The 16,879-nt window shown below is 52.6% G+C and carries 15 protein-coding genes; 4 read left to right on the forward strand and 11 right to left on the reverse strand.

Going from position 1 to position 16,879, the window contains the following annotated elements; translation table 11 throughout:
• Positions 1 to 9: 9 nt before the first annotated feature.
• The gene (locus TERTU_RS10870; protein WP_015817007.1) at positions 10 to 1,935 is read right to left on the reverse strand and encodes an ATP-binding cassette domain-containing protein; all 1,926 of its coding nucleotides are present in this window, start codon (positions 1,933 to 1,935) and stop codon (positions 10 to 12) included.
• 145 nt (positions 1,936 to 2,080) lie between these two features.
• Between TERTU_RS10870 and TERTU_RS10875 the strand changes: the two genes are divergently transcribed.
• From TERTU_RS10875 to TERTU_RS10885, 3 genes are read left to right on the forward strand one after another with little or no spacing between them, the layout of a single operon-like run.
• Positions 2,081 to 4,081, forward strand: a complete 2,001-nt coding sequence (locus TERTU_RS10875; protein WP_015818697.1) for a transglycosylase SLT domain-containing protein — start codon at positions 2,081 to 2,083, stop codon at positions 4,079 to 4,081.
• A gap of 55 nt (positions 4,082 to 4,136) precedes the next feature.
• Complete coding sequence (locus TERTU_RS10880; protein ID WP_015818473.1) at positions 4,137 to 4,718, forward strand: hypothetical protein; 582 nt, start codon at positions 4,137 to 4,139, stop codon at positions 4,716 to 4,718.
• 39 nt (positions 4,719 to 4,757) lie between these two features.
• Positions 4,758 to 5,978 carry an EAL and HDOD domain-containing protein gene (locus TERTU_RS10885; RefSeq protein ID WP_015818011.1) on the forward strand — a complete coding sequence of 407 codons (1,221 nt, stop codon included), beginning with the start codon at positions 4,758 to 4,760 and terminating at the stop codon, positions 5,976 to 5,978.
• 92 nt (positions 5,979 to 6,070) lie between these two features.
• On the opposite strand, the gene murB is transcribed toward TERTU_RS10885, so the two are convergent.
• The 7 genes from murB to TERTU_RS10920 form a co-directional block, all read right to left on the reverse strand.
• Positions 6,071 to 7,093 (reverse strand): UDP-N-acetylmuramate dehydrogenase, encoded by a 1,023-nt coding sequence (murB, locus tag TERTU_RS10890; RefSeq protein ID WP_015819429.1) that lies wholly within the window; start codon positions 7,091 to 7,093, stop codon positions 6,071 to 6,073.
• Complete coding sequence (locus TERTU_RS10895; RefSeq protein ID WP_015817082.1) at positions 7,090 to 7,569, reverse strand: low molecular weight protein-tyrosine-phosphatase; 480 nt, start codon at positions 7,567 to 7,569, stop codon at positions 7,090 to 7,092. The genes murB and TERTU_RS10895 overlap by 4 nt, the downstream gene beginning before the upstream one ends.
• Entirely contained in the window at positions 7,570 to 8,346 is a 777-nt protein-coding gene (gene kdsB / locus TERTU_RS10900) for a 3-deoxy-manno-octulosonate cytidylyltransferase (protein WP_015819759.1), read from the reverse strand.
• A gap of 18 nt (positions 8,347 to 8,364) precedes the next feature.
• Positions 8,365 to 9,393: a tetraacyldisaccharide 4'-kinase gene (gene lpxK / locus TERTU_RS10905; RefSeq protein WP_015818167.1), complete on the reverse strand. Its 1,029-nt coding sequence runs from the start codon at positions 9,391 to 9,393 to the stop codon at positions 8,365 to 8,367.
• Positions 9,380 to 9,820: an ExbD/TolR family protein gene (locus tag TERTU_RS10910; RefSeq protein ID WP_015819514.1), complete on the reverse strand. Its 441-nt coding sequence runs from the start codon at positions 9,818 to 9,820 to the stop codon at positions 9,380 to 9,382. The genes lpxK and TERTU_RS10910 overlap by 14 nt, the downstream gene beginning before the upstream one ends.
• 2 nt (positions 9,821 to 9,822) lie before the next feature.
• Positions 9,823 to 10,449 carry a MotA/TolQ/ExbB proton channel family protein gene (locus tag TERTU_RS10915; protein WP_015819071.1) on the reverse strand — a complete coding sequence of 209 codons (627 nt, stop codon included), beginning with the start codon at positions 10,447 to 10,449 and terminating at the stop codon, positions 9,823 to 9,825.
• Between the two features lie 115 nt (positions 10,450 to 10,564).
• The gene (locus TERTU_RS10920) at positions 10,565 to 12,967 is read right to left on the reverse strand and encodes a DNA internalization-related competence protein ComEC/Rec2 (protein WP_228378138.1); all 2,403 of its coding nucleotides are present in this window, start codon (positions 12,965 to 12,967) and stop codon (positions 10,565 to 10,567) included.
• 210 nt (positions 12,968 to 13,177) lie between these two features.
• Here TERTU_RS10920 and TERTU_RS10925 point away from each other — a divergent pair, with 210 nt between their 5' ends.
• Positions 13,178 to 13,711, forward strand: a complete 534-nt coding sequence (locus TERTU_RS10925) for a DUF2062 domain-containing protein (RefSeq protein WP_015820804.1) — start codon at positions 13,178 to 13,180, stop codon at positions 13,709 to 13,711.
• A 27-nt stretch (positions 13,712 to 13,738) separates the two neighbouring features.
• Here TERTU_RS10925 and rluB read toward each other — a convergent pair whose 3' ends face one another.
• Genes rluB through TERTU_RS10940 form a run of 3 tightly spaced genes read right to left on the reverse strand, consistent with a single transcriptional unit; the run spans position 13,739 to position 16,807 of the window.
• Positions 13,739 to 14,596 carry a 23S rRNA pseudouridine(2605) synthase RluB gene (gene rluB / locus TERTU_RS10930; protein WP_015818281.1) on the reverse strand — a complete coding sequence of 286 codons (858 nt, stop codon included), beginning with the start codon at positions 14,594 to 14,596 and terminating at the stop codon, positions 13,739 to 13,741.
• A gap of 10 nt (positions 14,597 to 14,606) precedes the next feature.
• Entirely contained in the window at positions 14,607 to 15,923 is a 1,317-nt protein-coding gene (gene scpB, locus TERTU_RS10935; protein WP_015817547.1) for an SMC-Scp complex subunit ScpB, read from the reverse strand.
• Between the two features lie 5 nt (positions 15,924 to 15,928).
• Positions 15,929 to 16,807, reverse strand: a complete 879-nt coding sequence (locus tag TERTU_RS10940; protein WP_015820022.1) for a segregation and condensation protein A — start codon at positions 16,805 to 16,807, stop codon at positions 15,929 to 15,931.
• Positions 16,808 to 16,879: the final 72 nt, after the last annotated feature.

Genomic DNA, 16,879 nt, shown 5'->3' on the forward strand with positions numbered 1-16,879 from the left:
GGATGCGGCCTACCCGGTGGCCATGTTCTCCAACTCTTCCCAGCGCGCATAGCGCTCGGCAAGCTGCTCCTCAAGCGCAGACAATTTCTGCAGCGCATCATTGACGGTGGCAGAATCCTGCTGGTAGAACTCCGGAACTGCAGTGGCGGCCTGCGCCTCTTCGAGCTTCGCTTCCAAGGACTCGAGCTCAGCCGGAAGCGCATCCAGCTCCCGCTGTAGTTTGTAACTCAACTTTTTTGCAGGCTTACCGGACGGCTTAACTTGCGCAGCTTGGGCCGGTGCCGCTGATTCAGTTTGAGGGGAAACTGTCGCCGTCACAGGAGTTGCCGGACTGACAACACTGCCGGATGTCTCAGGCCAGATACCGCCCTGACGCACCCAATCGTCATAGCCCCCGACATAATCCAGCACGCGTCCATCGCCTTCAAAAGCGATGGTGCTGCTAACCACGTTGTTGAGGAACTGCCGATCGTGGCTTACGAGCAGTAAGGTTCCGGTGTAATCGACCAAAATGGTCTCGAGAAGCTCCAGTGTTTCAGCATCAAGGTCGTTCGTCGGTTCGTCCAGCACCAGAAGATTAGCGGGTTTACTAAATAACTTAGCCAGCAATATCCGGTTTCGCTCACCACCGGATAACGTCTTAATGGGCGTTCGTGCGCGCTCGCCGGTGAACAGGAAGTCCTGCAAATACGACATGATATGTCGCGGTTTACCGTTGATTTCGATGGTATCGCGGCCCTCGCTGATGTTGTCCATCGCGCTTTTTTCCAAATCCAATTGATCCCGCATTTGGTCAAAATAAGCTACGGAAACCTTTGTGCCCAATTTGATCTGACCACTTTGTGGCGTGATATCGCCGAGAATGATTTTCAGCAGAGTGCTTTTACCAATGCCGTTTGGGCCAATTAAGCCGATTTTATCGCCACGGATAATTGTCGTGCTGAAGTTCGTGAGAATCGGCTTGTCACCCCAGGCAAAGCTGACATCCAGCAACTCAGCGACTAATTTACCAGACGCTATGTCGCCCCCCTGCTCCAGACGCGCGGTTTGTAATCTATCGCGACGCTGAGCACGCTCTTCGCGCATGGCTTTTAAGGCGCGAACGCGGCCTTCGTTACGGGTGCGTCGCGCTTTGATACCCTGACGGATCCACACCTCTTCCTGGGCAAGTCGCTTGTCGAAGAGCGCATTGTGCTTTTCTTCTTCGGCAAGTTGTTGTTCGCGAAAGTTGAGAAAACTGGCGTAATCACCCTCCCAGATATGCAGGTTACCCCGATCCAGCTCCCCAATTTTGTTTGCCACCGCACGCAAAAAGGTGCGGTCGTGGGTGATAAACACCAGGGCGCCGGAAAACTGCAGCAGGTGCTGCTCCAACCACTGAATAGCAGCGATGTCCAAATGGTTAGTCGGTTCATCCAGCAGTAGAATATCCGGTTCACAGACCAGGGCCTGAGCGAGAGCAACCCGCCTGCGCCAGCCGCCAGACAGCGCATTCAGGCGGTCATCCGCATTTAGATCCAGGCGCGTAAGAACTTGGCTGATACGCGCTTGCAAGTTCCAGCCATCCGCCGACTCGATGCGTTGCTGTATCGCTTCAAGTCCGTTCAAATCCCCGCCTTCGGCAATTAATTGCTCGTAGGCCTGCAGATCTTTCGCAACCGGCAGTCCGCCTGCCACAAAATCATAGACGCGGGTATCATCGGCTACTGGCAATTCCTGCGACAGACTCGCGATTACGACACCGTCCCCGCGCCAGCATGAGCCACCATCCATGTCCACCTGTCCCTGAATGGTTTTCAGCAAGGTGGACTTACCCACCCCGTTGCGGCCGACAATACAGATACGATCACCCTTATCGAGCTGTAACGCCAAATTATCAAACAGTACTTGCTCGCCGTAGTGCAGCTGAGCGTTATCGATTTTCAACAGGGGCATGGGTTAAAAACAACCTCGAATTTCAGAGTTGGGATAAGAAAATGCAATTTATTCCATTTTCGCAGTAGCGCAGGCGGCTATTATCTACAACAATGGGTTTATTACTATGTCTTAGATAAATTTCTTGTTTTAATCGCCGTTTGACATGTCATTCAACTCAGTACTCACACTCAGGCAAAAACTACGTCAGTTTAAAGCCGCTATATATAGCAGCCTTCTATTGCTGAGCGCTGCTGCGCAAACGCTCGCGGTTCCTCTCGCGCCCGAAGAGTCAACGAAACAACTGCCACTCGCAGAGCAACGCTACCACTACGATCTGGCGAAACAAGCCATGCAGCGAGGCGACTGGGCAACACTCGACACACATCTCGGAGTGCTAGGCGACTATCCGCTGGTAGCCTATCTCGAGTATGGCAGGCTCAAACACGATATCGACAAGCTCGAGCTAACCCCAATTGTCGCATTTTTGGATACCCATCGCGGCTCATTTTTAGAAACCCGTTTACGGGAGCAGTTGCTTTATACCTTGGCAATAAATAAGCGGTGGGAAGACTTCCTCACCTTTTATGATGAAGCCAAGAGTACACGTGAACTCGACTGTTACTGGCTTTATGCACGCCTGTTTGAGCACGATAGCAGCGCGATGAGCGATATTGCAGAACTATGGCAGCAGGGTCGTTCCCACCCAAAAGCCTGCGACCCGTTATTTAACCGATGGCGCCGAGCAGGCGGGCTAACTCAAGACGTCGCGTGGAACCGGTTCGACAATGCCATGCGGGCCGGTAAACGCCGCCTCGCCCGTTACGTAATGCGCTACATGGATGCCGAAAACCGAAAATATGCGGAGCTGTACTATCAGGTGCATGGCTACCCATACACCATGCGCAATACTGAGCGTTTTTCAGAACACTCACTCAAGATGCAGCAGATAATTGCCTATGGCATCCAGCGCTACGCTCGTCACAATTCGCGGGATGCACTCAAGCAATGGGAGAAGTATGAAGCTCAGCAATTGTTTCCTGAGCTTTTAGCGACACAAACCAAGCACCGCATCGCTCGCCGCCTAATAAGCAACGGCTATTCTGCGGCCGCAGAGGCGCTTATAAGCAATTCGCCTTCGCTCCAGCAAGACCCGGTTGTCGAAGCTTTTATTCGCGATGCGCTACGCGCTCGCAACTGGGAAAAAGTCTATCACTGGATCGCTCAATTAAGTAAAGACGCTCAAGAATCTGATCGTTGGCGCTACTGGCGGGCTCGTGCTATGGAACAACTGAGTCTGGAAAACGACAGTTTTGGCGCCCCCAAACAGATATACCATGCCTTGGCGCAAGCACGCAGTTTTCATGGTTTTCTGGCCGCTGACAGGGTGAATACCCGTTACTCGCTTGAACAGGTCCCGGTTGAGCTAAGCCCATCGACACTTTTACGGGTAGAGCAGTTACCAGGATTGCGGCGCGCGAAAGAGCTTTGGCTGCGCGACAACGCTGGAGAAGCACAAGCGGAGTGGGTTTTCACCATCCGCGACCTCAGTAGCGAAGACCTGGTAGCCGCCGGCGAGTTGGCCCGCCGCTGGGGTTGGTATAACAAAGGCATTCACGCCATGATAGCCGGCAACCTTTGGGATCACCTGAGCATTCGTTTCCCGCTCGCGTACGAAGAAGAAGTCCAGGAAGTTTCGGCACAAACCAAAGTTGACCCGGAATTCATTTTCGCTGTTGCCCGCCAGGAGAGCGCTTTTGCGGAACAGGCCCGTTCATCGGCAGGCGCCATGGGGTTGATGCAGTTGATGCCGGGCACAGCTCAGGCCACCGCCGCCAAAAACGGGATCAAGCACCAAACTCAGGATCTTTACGACCCCCAACACAATATCAATCTCGGTGGCCACTACCTCAATCAGCTATTGAGCATGTACAACGGCAACCGCTTCCTCGCTGCGGCCGCTTATAACGCCGGTCCGCACCGAGTGGCACGCTGGCTGCGCAGTGCAGAACCCGATTTGGATTACGACATCTGGATTGAGACCATACCGTTCAAAGAGACTCGGGGCTATGTACAGAATGTGCTCTCGTTTTCCGTTATCTACGGATACCGGTTAGGTCAGCCACGCCACCTGGTGAATGAATCAGAAGCAAAAAGCTTCTTATAGTTCGAAAATTCTCAACTATATTTACTGGGAATGCCCACACCACCAGGACGTAATTATGACGCAGCCTGAAGCGGACGGCGGCCAGGCGCTTGATGAAGCAAGCTGGTCCCATGTTAAAGAGACGATCAACATGCTCTATTTGGCAGTGTGCCAGATAGAGGCAACCATGACAGATTCCAACAAGTCAGTTGATACCTTGACTGACTCGTTCACCAAGCTAGCGACCCACACTAACTCAGTGGTCGCGCAGGTGCAGGATTTGTCCAAGGTGGAAGAGCTCGCGTCATTCAAAAGCGATTTAACGACTACCGCGAGCGCACTCAACGTCAATATCAATTCTTCTATTCAGGCATTTCAGTTCTACGACCGCGTATGTCAGCGACTCGACCACGTGGCTCGCAGCCTGGAAAAAGTGTCACAGCTCATGAGTGAAAGCGAGAGCATTAAAGACCCGGTCGCCTGGCGGGATTTACAAAATAAAATTCGCGATAGCTACACCATGGAAGCCGAGCGCATCATGTTCGAATATATTATGCGCGGCGGGTCTGTTGTGGATGCCCTGGAAATTTACCGTCACCACTTCAATGCGGAAGAAGGCTCTCCCGATCAGGATAACGACGAGATAGAGCTGTTCTGACCCTTACTCTGACCTTAAAAAAACCAAAAAATAAACTTTATGCCAGACGTTGTACCGTTATTTGCCCGACAACCCATATTCGATCGATCTTACGAAGTTGTAGCTTACGAATTATTATTCAGACATTCCAGCACCAACGCCGCGGAAATTACCGACGGAGATATGGCCACAGCTCAGGTGCTGCTGAAAGTGTTTGGTGAAAACCAGATTCAGGAGGTCATTGGCAACCACAAAGCGTTCGTCAACTACACACGAAAATTGGTCTGTACGCCACCGCCCTTGCCATCCAAACAGTTGGTCGTTGAGCTGCTTGAAGATATTCCTTTCGATAACGAAGTCGCCGCCGGGCTAAAAAAGCTGCGCCACGCTGGCTATGAAATCGCGCTGGACGATTTCGAGCTCACCGCCAAAACACAGCCCCTTCTCGCCTATGCCGATATTGTCAAGGTCGATGTGCTGGCACATAGCCGAGAGGGCCTGGCCGCAATTGTGGAACACTTGCGGCCATACAATAAAATACTGCTCGCCGAGAAGGTAGAAGATCATCAGACGATGCAGTTCTGCCTTGAACTGGGATTCAAGCTGTTTCAGGGGTATTTTTTGTGCAAGCCACAAATTGTGCAGGGCATTTCTGTCAGCGAAGGCAAACAAGCCATTATTAAACTGATCTCTGTGCTGAACGACCCTGAGGTCGAGTTCGACACCATAGTTAAAACTATTGCCACCGACCCTAGCCTCAGCTACAAAATACTTAGGCTGGTTAACTCATCTGCAATTGGTTTGCCTCGTCATGTGGAATCGTTAAACCAGGCGGTAACATTACTTGGCTTGAGCGCAATTAAAAATTGGGCAAGCTACCTGCTCATGGCAAACAGTTCAGACAAACCGCGCGAGCTGTGTGTTATCAGCATGTCTCGCGCGAAATTCTGTGAGCAATTGGCAACAAAGATTAATGGCCGGGCATTGGCAGATGCAGGTTTTACGGTGGGTTTGCTCTACAACCTTGATGCCTTCCTTGACATGCCCATGGCAGAGCTTATGGAGCGGTTGCGCCTGGCGGAGAACCTGAGCGATGCCATTATTCATCAGCGCGGGTTACTCGGCGATATCCTCCAAAATGTGCTGTACTTCGAGCGCGCGCAATGGCATCAGGTGAATTGGAAATTGTTCGCCCAACACAGTATCGACGAAGAACAACTCACCGCGATCTATAGCAACAGCATCCAGTGGGCGACAGAAACGGTATCGTCGCAGGTGTGAATCTAACCGAGGTTACGAATCGGTAAGCACCCAAAAAACGGCGTTATGAGCCGCAACTTTTGCGGTTCACGCACGCTGCTCTTAAACCTCCATTACGCCCCGAGCCATTGCGGTTCTACCTCCAGCTCGATACCGTAGCGCTGGCGAATACTGGATTGAATGGCTCCAGCCAGCTTGATCACATTCTTTGCCGATTTGTGCAACGGGTTGGTTAGTACCAGGGCTTGCTTGTCGTGAACACGCGCATCGAACGCCTGCTTGCCTTTCCACCCAGATTTTTCTATTAGCCAGCCGGCGGCAATTTTGCTGTACCCCTCTCCCGCCGGAAAATACACAATGTCCGGGTATAACCCTTTCAGCTCATTTACCACGCCATTTGCTACTACCGGATTTTTAAAAAAGCTGCCGCAATTCGGAAGCACGGATGGATCCGGCAACTTTTCACGACGAATGGTAGCAACGGTATGTGCAATTACCTCTGCGGTTAATCGCGACCGACTAATACCCGCTAGCGCAGCCTTTAACGCTGGGTAATCCACACGAAATTCCGGTGAGCGGCGCAAGCGAAAATCCACAGAGACAATAACGTACTGATCGCGAAGTCGATTTTTGAACACACTTTCGCGATAGCCAAATTCACATGCGGCTGCATTGAACTCAACAATCTCCAAGGTTTTGCGGTTGACCGCGCGCAGTGCTAGAAATACATCTTTTAACTCGACGCCATAAGCGCCGATGTTTTGAATAGGCGCCGCGCCAACCGACCCGGGGATAAGAGCCAGGTTTTCTATGCCGCACAACGACTGGCTCAGCGTCCACAGCACAAACCGGTGCCAGTTCTCACCGGCCGCCGCTCGCACAATCGTGTACCTGTCGCCCTCTTCAATAACTTTGATGCCGCGAAGTGCAGGCTGAACCACCAACCCCAAAATCTTCTCCGGTAATAAACAATTACTCCCGCCCCCGAGAATAGCAACCGCACGCTCGTGCTTTTGCGCCCAACGCAGAGCCTGGCGCAATTCCTGTTCACTGGTGGCCCGTGCAAAAAAACGTGCGCTTGCTGGTACGGCAAGCGTATTTAATGGCTGCAGATTAACGTGTTCTTCAATCTTCATAAGGAGTCGCGTTCGATCTCCTTAAGCAAACCATCACAACTGTCTTCTAATAGATCGAGTACCGTTTCAAAGCCCTGATCACCGCCATAATAAGGGTCCGGTACTTCGCTGTAGTGGGATTGTGAGGAAAACGCCAATAATAGGCGCAAACATCCGGAAAACTCAGGCGGCGCTATGGCTTTACTATTGGCCAGATTTTCGCGATCCATGACCAAAATGTAATCGTAAATCCGGAAATCGTCGGCTACCAATTGCCGGCCGCGCAATGGCGCCAAGTCGTAACCCCGCGCCTTAGCTGCGGCGACTGCACGTTGGTCTGGCGGCTCACCGATATGCCATCCGGAAGTACCGGCGGAATCTATCTCGATGGTCTCCTCTAAACCCGCGTCCGATACCTTTTTGCGGAACACGCCCTCGGCCGTGGGTGAACGACATATGTTGCCCAGGCAAACAAACAACACTTTAACTTTTTTCAATCAAATGTCTCCAAAGCGTACTCTGACTCGCGATAAATCTTCTGGGGTGTCGACACCTCCGGGCACCTCAGCACAAGCGTCCTGGACGTGAATTTTGAGACCATTAGCAATTATGCGTAATTGCTCCAGTTTCTCGATATTTTCCAAAACACCACTCGGCCAGAGTACGAACTGATGCAAGAGCGCCACGCGGTAGGCGTAGATACCAATGTGGCGCCGGGTTGCCGAATGAGCTGTTGATATTTGATTGGCAGAATGCGTGCCAAATTTAGCGTAGACATCTCTATCCCAGGGAATGGGGGCACGTGAAAAGTAATGGGCGAAGTTTTGATCATCGCAAACCACTTTCACAACATTGGGGTTTATCACGTCTTCGAAAGCTGTAATCGGTTCGCACAGGGTCGCAGCACTGGCCGCTGAATTGGACTGTAAATTGCGCGCGACCTGATTTATCACTTCCGCCGGAATTAATGGCTCGTCCCCTTGCACATTCACTATGATTTCGTCATCGCCAAGCTTTAGCTGGCTTACGACTTCCTGTAGCCGGTCTGTGCCCGACGGGTGTTCCGCAGAGGTCATCAGTACATCGCCACCAAACCCAGTCACCGCATCAAAGACGCGTTGATCGTCGGTAGCAACAACCACACGAGATGCTGCACTGCGCTGCGCACAGTTGTAAACATGCTCAATCATCGGCTTGCCACTGATCAATTGCAGCGGCTTACCTGGAAGTCGCTGGGATGCGTAACGCGCAGGAATAACTACAGAGAAAGACATTGCGAGTCCTTAAAGTTTCTAATCGGAAATGGGCTGGCTCAGAGCACGGCCAAGAAGCGTGTAAAAGCACGTATCCAACACAGCATCGACGGCGAGATACCACCAGTTATCGCGCGCAAATTCAACGCATTTGACCGCGTCTTTTTCGGTCATCACCAACGCAGTATCCCGGTCTAAATCACGGAAATCCGCCTCGGTGAACTGGTGATGATCGGCAAATTGTTTGCGCGCAAAGGCGGGGGACTCAGGGGGAAGCAGGTCTGTTAACGTCGCAAAAAACTTTTCCGGGTTACCAATCCCGGCAACCGCTGTAAATTTTTCAAAGCTGGTGATCAAATTAACCGGGCGGACCTCGCCAGACTTAACATTAACCAGCTTGTCCGGCTTTACGATATACCTAAAAACAGTTGCCGCTGCGGGCACATATGGAACCGGGCTGTTAGCGCCACTTATAAGTACAGCATCTACTTCAGCCAACCTGTGCGGCGGTTCTCGCAAGGGCCCAACCGGTAAACAATGACCATTGCCCAAACCTTTGCTGCCGTCGATCACAGCAATCTCGAACTGACGGGCCAAGCGATAATGCTGGAGCCCGTCGTCGGAAATCACCACATCACAAGCTGCCTGTGCGAGCAAAAACTCCACGGCCGCCACCCTATCCTCGCCTACCACTGTTGGAACATCGCAACTGCGCTGGATTTCGAGCGGCTCATCCCCAACCTGGCATGCGGTGCTGGCCCTTTCGACCATCAGGACGCCTGTAGTTGCACGCCCGTAACCGCGAGAGACAACGCCAGGGTGGCGGCCCAACGCTCGCAAGTGGGCTACAAGTGCTTTAACCACCGGCGTTTTGCCGGTACCGCCCACGGAGATATTGCCAACCACAACCACTGGAACGCCGAATTCGACACCTGCTGCTTGTTGGCGCCGGCGCCTGGAGGCTGCGATAAACAAGCCCTCAAGCGGCGTGAGCAAACCCAGCAGTCCTGGCCGATGGTACCAACGCTGCTCAACAAACGCCTGTAGTGCAGACTTATTGCGCGCCACCGGTATCGCCGCCCTCTTGCGGTTGCTGAGTGGTAAGGCTCAAGTTGGCAAACCCCATCTGACCCGCGAGATCCATCACGGAAATAATCGCCTGATAGGGAGTTGCTGCGTCACCAGTGATAATCATTGGCATACTGGAGTCGCCCTGCGACACCTCTTCAATCGCTGCCCGCAGAGTGTTGGTTCGCGAGTTAACCAGGCTGCGGCCGTTAATGGCTAGACCGCCTTGAGCATTGATTACCACTTCGATCTGGTCCGCCTTGACTGTTTGCAGCTCGCCAACGGCTTCGGGCAGATCGATTTTGAGGTGGGTCTCCTTGGTAAAGGTTGTCGACACCATAAAGAAGATCAGCAGTAGAAATACGACGTCGATTAATGGCGTCAGGTTAATACTGTCTTCGGTTTTAACTTGTCGCTTAAACTGCATAATTACGCAACCTTCACGTCGACGCGCCGATCATTGTGCAGTGCATCTACCAGTTTTACCGCTTCCTGCTCCATGGTGACAACCAGCGTGTCAACGCGGCGAACAAAAAAGCGGTGCGCAATCATCGCCGGAATGGCAACGCACAAACCTGCCGCAGTCGTAATTAACGCTTCAGAAATGCCTCCGGCAAGCGCGCCAGCGTTGCCAGTCCCCTCCAGATTTAGCGCGGTAAAAACGTTAATCATGCCGATCACTGTGCCGAGCAGTCCCAGTAGCGGTGCGATTGCCGCAATGGTACCGAGTGCGCCGAGGTAGCGCTCCATATCGTGAATAACCTGGTTGGCGGCTTCCTGAATGCTGTCTTTCATCACATCGCGACCGTGGCGAGAATTACTCAATCCCGCGGCTAAAATTCGCCCGAGCTTGGAGGACTGGCGAAGCTGTTTAAGTTTCTCTGCATCCAGCTGGTTTTTTTGCAACCAGTTCCAAACCTCGCCTAACTGGTGACGTGGTGCTATTTTTTGCGAATTTAAGGTCCAGAACCGTTCAATACTAATCGCAACTACCGCAATCGAACACAGCAGAATCGGATACATCAGTATTCCGCCAGCGCTATAAATTTCTAACACAGGTGACTCCTTTTTTGGAAACGACGGCATTGCGCCGAAGGGCGGCTATGATAACCGATCCATAAGATGAATTCTGCGCTGTTTTGCAGCTCCTGTTCACGCTAAAAACTATCGCTCAATCGAACCAGGGCCGCGGTAGACGATGCCGCTCCCCTTCAATGTGATAAACGCCATCTGCTTGTAAACTAAAGGAAATTCCACCGTCGAGATCGGTGCGGAATATTCGCGCGCCCTGCTGTGAATACCTGCGACTAATGTCTTTGTGGGGGTGGCCGTAGCGGTTGTTAAAGCCTGCGCTGATTACGGCAAATTCTGGGTCCAGTTGTGATACAAATTGGACTGAAGAGGAAGTTTTACTACCGTGGTGCGGCACGCTAAGAAGACTGATTTTACTTGGGAGTATTCCCGCCGTTAGCAAGTCAGCTTCGACCGACTGCTCAATGTCGCCTGCAATAAGTATTACCGTGCTCCCATACCGCACTACCAAGACACATGAGTGATTATTAGGCTTCGCGTCGGTAAAGTGCGAGGGGGGCCAGACCACCTCAAACTCTACGCGGTTCGCCTGCCAGTGCTGGCCCTGTTCGCAAGGAAACGGTGTATGTTTTGTGCGCGGTAATTGATCGGGCTCACCGGCGAGCACACTAGCAACCGAAACAGCGCCGCTTAGCCCGGCAAAGCCGCCAGCGTGGTCGTTATCGCGATGACTGATCACCACGCGATCAACCTGTCGGCGACCGACATAGGCTAGGTAAGGTGCGACTACGCGGTCGCCCATATCAAACTCCGGCGAGTAACGGGCACCGGTATCGTATACAAGCGTGTAGTCTCCCGCTTCGATGATCACCGCCAGCCCTTGCTGCACATCGAGATGAGTTACACGCAACAGCGGTAACGGCGGCGGCCGGTGAAACAAAAACAGCAACAACAACGCCCCACCTGGCAAGCGGAGGTGAGAACCGCGCGGAGCAAGAATAAATATCAACGCGACAACACCAATACCAACACGCATCCCTCCCCCCTGAAAAGGCGTCACAGGTAATTCATTTACCCGTGACCCCGTAGCGTGCAGCCAGGAAAGTATTGACCACAGTATCTGCATGACCTGTAGCGCCAGATTTAGCAGTGTATCGCCGCCGGAAAAACCAGTAATGCTCATCAGCCCTGCTAACATCAGTGCCGGTACAACAACGAAAGAAACCACTGGTACCGCGACAAGGTTAGCCACCGCTCCGAGTACAGGCACGGGTAAACCGATTAGAGTGAGGGGTATAGACATACCGACCAGCAAAAGCGCCTGCACCTTAACCAGTGAGAACACGGCACCATCCCGGGGCGCGCGGCCAAGCAAACCCAGCCCCAGCACAGCGACAGCTGCGAAGCTCAGCCAAAAACCGCCGCTAACTGGCGCAAACGGATCGATTGCCAGTACGCCAATCAGTGCGAAGCTGTAAATCAGCCAAAAGTTGACTTGCCGACCACGCCACGCGACCAAACTGAAACAAAACACCATGATGCATGCGCGCTGGGTGGGGATCTCAAACCCCGCAAGCGCTGCATAGAAAAATGCGAATGCGTTTGCAAACACTGGGGCTAGCCAGGTCACACCGGCCGGTCGATAGACGGCAAGAACCCGCGCGAATCCAGCACCTATCGCAAAGCCGATTGTAGCCATCAAGCCGATATGAAGCCCTGAGATCGCCATTAGGTGTACTGTGCCGGTCGCCCGCAAAACATCCCACTGATCTTGAGTGATTGCGGACTGATCTCCGATGAGTAACGCGCGCAGCAGGCCTATTTGCGGTGACGCCCAGTTGTCGAATAATACGCGTGCAAGTGTCTGGCGAGCCCGTTGCACACCCCATTTTCCCGGCCATTCGTGCCTCTGCTCCAACTGCACAACGCCAGCTTGGGAGTACACATAACCCGTCGCACTGATTTTACGGCTGAGCAGCCAGGCCTGGTAATCAAATCCGCCTGGATTAACGCTGCCGCGGGGCCGTCTCAATCGAACCTTTGCCTGCCAGTTTTCGCCAGGTGACAGATTCACGGGTTGACCGGTGGCATACCAACTTAACCGCAAGCGTTTGCCAAGCAGGCGGCCGTTCTGTTCACCCGAGCCAAGCTGGGTTACGCGGCCGTAAAACTGGGTTACAAAGCGATTGTCGCCGCGGGCTTTAACCACCGGCAACGATTCCACCACAAAACGAATCGCCAGGGTTTGCCCTTCAAGGCCCGTTGGAATTTGCTCATCAATCCGTGTAATCAGCAGCGCCCCCTGAACGCTCAGGGCTGCTAGATAAATGCCGATCAGCAACAGTAATTTGCGCCACTGAGAGCGAAGAATCCACCAGCAACAAAACATCAACAAGGTAGCGATGGAACCCGCTTGGACAACACGTTCGAGGGTATAAAGGTGTACCTGTAACAATGCGGGTGTCAGTAAGCCAGCGGCAATACTGAACAGCAACATTGTAGGTGACTGGAGAATCGCCATCCTGGCGCTCGGTAAGATCATGAAAAATCCTTTTCAATCACGCTGTCGATTATTGTTAAACACCGCCGCTTTTCGGATAACAGTAGCCAAGCGAGCATGCTGTCGGCATAATACCAGCCCCTTTAGAGACCATCCCGCGTGATCATCACACGTGTATTTCGCAGAGATATAGCCCGCTTAATTTAGCCTCGTTCATGCAGCCCATTGATCGCCGTAGGACCAAACCTGCTTATGCCGCGCAAGCTCTTTAAACGCTGGAGTCCCGACCCCGCAAAAATCCGAAATATTAAAGCGCTCAATTTTCTTGGCGCACTGCTCCACGACCCTAACTTGTTTCACTTGAACAGGCACTCTGTATCAGTCGCATTTTTTGTGGGTCTTTTTTGCGCATTTTTGCCCGTACTTGGACAGATTCCACTCGCTGCGCTGGGTGCGTTATTTTTCCGTTGCAATCTGCCAATATCGGTTGCGCTGGTGTGGATCAGCAATCCGTTCACCTTCCCTGTCATCTATTTCGCCACCTACAAACTCGGCGTGAAGTTAATGCAGCTTGAACCCAAGCCGTTTCACTTCGAAATGAGCTGGCAGTGGTTCGCGACTGAGTTTGCCGCCATCTGGGAGCCTTTGTTACTGGGCAGCTTAATCGCCAGCCTGTTTTTCGGCTGCCTCGGATTTCTGATTATTCAGTGGACGTGGCGCTGGCATGTTATCCAGCGCTGGCAGGAAAGGCGTGCACAACGACTGGCGCAGAAAAATAAAGACTAATCTCGCCAGCGGAAAGTGGACCGACGCTTAGCGCCGGGTGCGAGATGTATTGGCTTTGCGCAATTTTCGCTGGTGACGCTCGCGACTGCGGCGCAGCTCAGGGGAGTATTTTGGTTTGGGCGGCGGCGCCAGGCCGGCTGTATCGCACAATTCACCCACATCTTTCTCGGTAAGCTCGACCCACTGACCAGCACGCACGTGCGATGGAATGAATATATTACCGTAGCGCACACGTTTTAAGCGGCTGACCCGCACCTCCTGTGATTCCCACAAACGTCGGACTTCTCGATTGCGACCTTCCATCACAACGCAATAAAACCAGCGATTCTTACTTTCTTTCTGGCCTTCGACGATATCCGTGAAACGCGCAATTCCGTCCTCGAGTAGCACACCGTCCCGCAGGCGCTGAAGCATATCGTTGTCTACTTCACCCTGAATGCGTACCAGGTATTCCCGGTCGATCCCGGTGGATGGGTGCATCAGCTTATTGGCCAATTCTCCATCGTTGGTAAACAACAACAACCCACTTGTGTTGAAATCTAACCGACCCACGGATATCCAGCGGCTTTGGGCAATCTTAGGCAGATTGTCGTAAACCGTTGGGCGCCCTTCCGGGTCGTTTCTCGAGCAAATCTGTCCTTCGGGTTTATTGTACAAAATCACCCGGGTACGCTGCTTGACCACAGGTGCGGCCTGTATTCGCTTGCCGTCGTATTCGATTTTATCCTCTGCACCAACTCGATCGCCAAGACGCGCGGTCGCGCCGTTCACGCTTACTTTTCCAAGACTGATCAGACGTTCCATTTCACGACGCGATCCGAGACCAGCGCGCGCGAGGACTTTCTGTAATTTTTCACCTTGGGGTTCGTTCACTTGTTCTGTCATATATCCTGTTTTACTCGTCAGGCCGATTGTTACGGCTCTGGTTTGCTGCCTCGTCGGCAGTATTAGTCATTTCCGATTCAGTATTTTCGTCTTCTGGCGCCTCATTCACGCTATCAAACAAGGAGTCATACTGGGTGCTGGACAGCGTGAGATTACTGGTATTTCGCCCGTCAGCGTCCGCTTTTGCGTCATCAGAATCATCAGATTCAGCGATATCATCAACAGTAAGGTCGTCGACGTCACTAGCGTTACCTTCATCGTCAAATGCATCTTCGACTTTATCGCGGTCCTCATAGTCCTGCGAGCCGCCGTCCTCTGGGAACAACCCTCCAAGATCGTACTCCTGCTCAGCATCGTCTTCCGATGCGAACGGGACATTGGCGATCTCAGCGTGCTCATCGAAATCACCCACTAGAGACGAATCGTCTTCACCTTCGTCGCCTATGCTGCGGGCAGCATCGTTATCTAGTTCATTCGGGGCGCTGTCCTCATGCGCAGTTGGCTCGATATGCTGAGCATCATCTTCGTCCGCAGAGGGCATATTTTCGGTATCAGTTGTTGGTTCGCCTAGGTCAATATCCGAAACCCGCTCCTCTCCAGATGCGTCCTTACCAGCGCCGTCAGTATCGTTATCACCTTCTGTGCTTTCTGTATCGTCGGCAGTTTCTGTGCCATCGGCCGACTCACCCTCCGGCACGGTACCCTCTGCATGTTCAGCCGCATTAGCCGCCGCCATTACACTTTCCTGCACTTCAGGTGGAAGACTATCGAATTCCAGTGTTTCGTTGAGACTGTCTATATCACGCAACTCGCCAAGCGTGGGTAGTTCGTCGAGGCTCTTCAAATTAAAGTAGTCGAGAAATTGCCGGGTTGTAGCGTAAAGCGCAGGTCGGCCAGGGACATCCCGATGGCCTACCACTTTTACCCAATCTCTTTCTGCCAGCGTTTTAATAATATGGCTACTCACCGCCACCCCACGCACTTCTTCAATATCACCACGAGTAATGGGTTGGCGATAGGCAATCAGTGCGAGAGTTTCCAGCAGTGCACGCGAGTACTTTTGCGGCTTTTCTTCCCACAAGCGATTTATCCATACAGCCAAGTCTTCTTTCACTTGAAATCGGTAGCCGCTCGCAACTTCGATAAGTTGAAAACCTCGGCCTTCGCAGTCGGTTTGGATAGCAGCGATTGCCTCGCGCAGCGCGTCTTTTGTGGGGGTTTCGTTTTCATCGAACAGGGTGAGCAAGCGATCGAGTGTTACTGGCTCACCCGCCGCCAAAACGGCGCCTTCAACGATAAATTTTAATTGGTCTATTTCGTGACTCATTGCTTTTATTCAGATCGTGCCTTAACGTGAATTGGGCCGAAAGATTCAGTCTGTACGATTTCCACTAGCGATTCCTTGATCAATTCCATAACAGCGAGGAATGTCACAACCACGCCCAGGCGCCCTTCAGAGACACTGAACAAGCTCACAAAAGGCACGAATTGTTGCCCGGAAAGCTTGTCGAGCACCTGGGTCATCCGCTCGCGCGTCGACAGTTTTTCTTTTTCCACGTGGTGGCTTTCGAACATATCTGCGCGGCGCAAGACTTCGGCGAGCGCTACCAGGATTTCTTTCAGGTCCACATCCGGGTCCGGACGGGTAAGGTTTCTATCGGGCCCCTGAGCCTTGGCAATATGCGTGTCGCGATGCAGGCGAGGCAGAGAATCGATGTCCTCCGCCGCCTGTTTAAAGCGTTCGTACTCTTGCAAGCGCCGAATCAGATTTGCGCGCGGATCGTCTTCCTCTTCCTCGTCGCCCTCCGATGAGCGCGGCAACAACATGCGTGATTTGATTTCCGCAAGCATCGCTGCCATCACCAGATATTCCGCTGCCAATTCGAATTGCATCGCCTCCATCATTTCGACGTAAGTCACATATTGCTGCGTTATCTCTGAAACGTCGATTTCCAGAATATCAAGATTCTGCCTTCGGATGAGATACAACAGTAAGTCGAGGGGACCTTCGAACGCCTCGAGAAAAACTTCGAGTGCATCAGGTGGGATGTAGAGGTCTTTGGGAATCTGGGTAAACGCTTTGCCCTGCACTATCGCAAAAGGCATTTCTTCCTGTTCCGGGTGTGGCTCTCCCTGCGGCGGGTGTTGCTCGTGCTCAGCAACGGGTACGGGCTCCGCGCTGGCAATTTCGTGTGTTTCAACTCCCGACAAGAGTAATCCTCAAGTGTAACTAAAAAAATGACCGCGCATTATAGCGGCACTCATGCCGCTATAGCTACGCCA

Origin of the sequence: Teredinibacter turnerae T7901, assembly GCF_000023025.1 — a bacterium.
Classification (GTDB): domain Bacteria; phylum Pseudomonadota; class Gammaproteobacteria; order Pseudomonadales; family Cellvibrionaceae; genus Teredinibacter; species Teredinibacter turnerae_B.

Excerpts from the sequence above, each read along its gene's own strand:
- TERTU_RS10870 (WP_015817007.1), bottom strand. The coding sequence starts at position 1,935 with ATGCCCCTGTTGAAAATCGATAACGCTCAGCTGCACTACGGCGAGCAA.
- TERTU_RS10875 (WP_015818697.1), top strand. The coding sequence starts at position 2,081 with ATGTCATTCAACTCAGTACTCACACTCAGGCAAAAACTACGTCAGTTT.
- TERTU_RS10880 (WP_015818473.1), top strand. The coding sequence starts at position 4,137 with ATGACGCAGCCTGAAGCGGACGGCGGCCAGGCGCTTGATGAAGCAAGC.
- TERTU_RS10885 (WP_015818011.1), top strand. The coding sequence starts at position 4,758 with ATGCCAGACGTTGTACCGTTATTTGCCCGACAACCCATATTCGATCGA.
- murB (WP_015819429.1), bottom strand. The coding sequence starts at position 7,093 with ATGAAGATTGAAGAACACGTTAATCTGCAGCCATTAAATACGCTTGCC.
- kdsB (WP_015819759.1), bottom strand. The coding sequence starts at position 8,346 with ATGTCTTTCTCTGTAGTTATTCCTGCGCGTTACGCATCCCAGCGACTT.
- TERTU_RS10910 (WP_015819514.1), bottom strand. The coding sequence starts at position 9,820 with ATGCAGTTTAAGCGACAAGTTAAAACCGAAGACAGTATTAACCTGACG.
- TERTU_RS10920 (WP_228378138.1), bottom strand. The coding sequence starts at position 12,967 with ATGATCTTACCGAGCGCCAGGATGGCGATTCTCCAGTCACCTACAATG.
- TERTU_RS10925 (WP_015820804.1), top strand. The coding sequence starts at position 13,178 with ATGCCGCGCAAGCTCTTTAAACGCTGGAGTCCCGACCCCGCAAAAATC.
- rluB (WP_015818281.1), bottom strand. The coding sequence starts at position 14,596 with ATGACAGAACAAGTGAACGAACCCCAAGGTGAAAAATTACAGAAAGTC.
- scpB (WP_015817547.1), bottom strand. The coding sequence starts at position 15,923 with ATGAGTCACGAAATAGACCAATTAAAATTTATCGTTGAAGGCGCCGTT.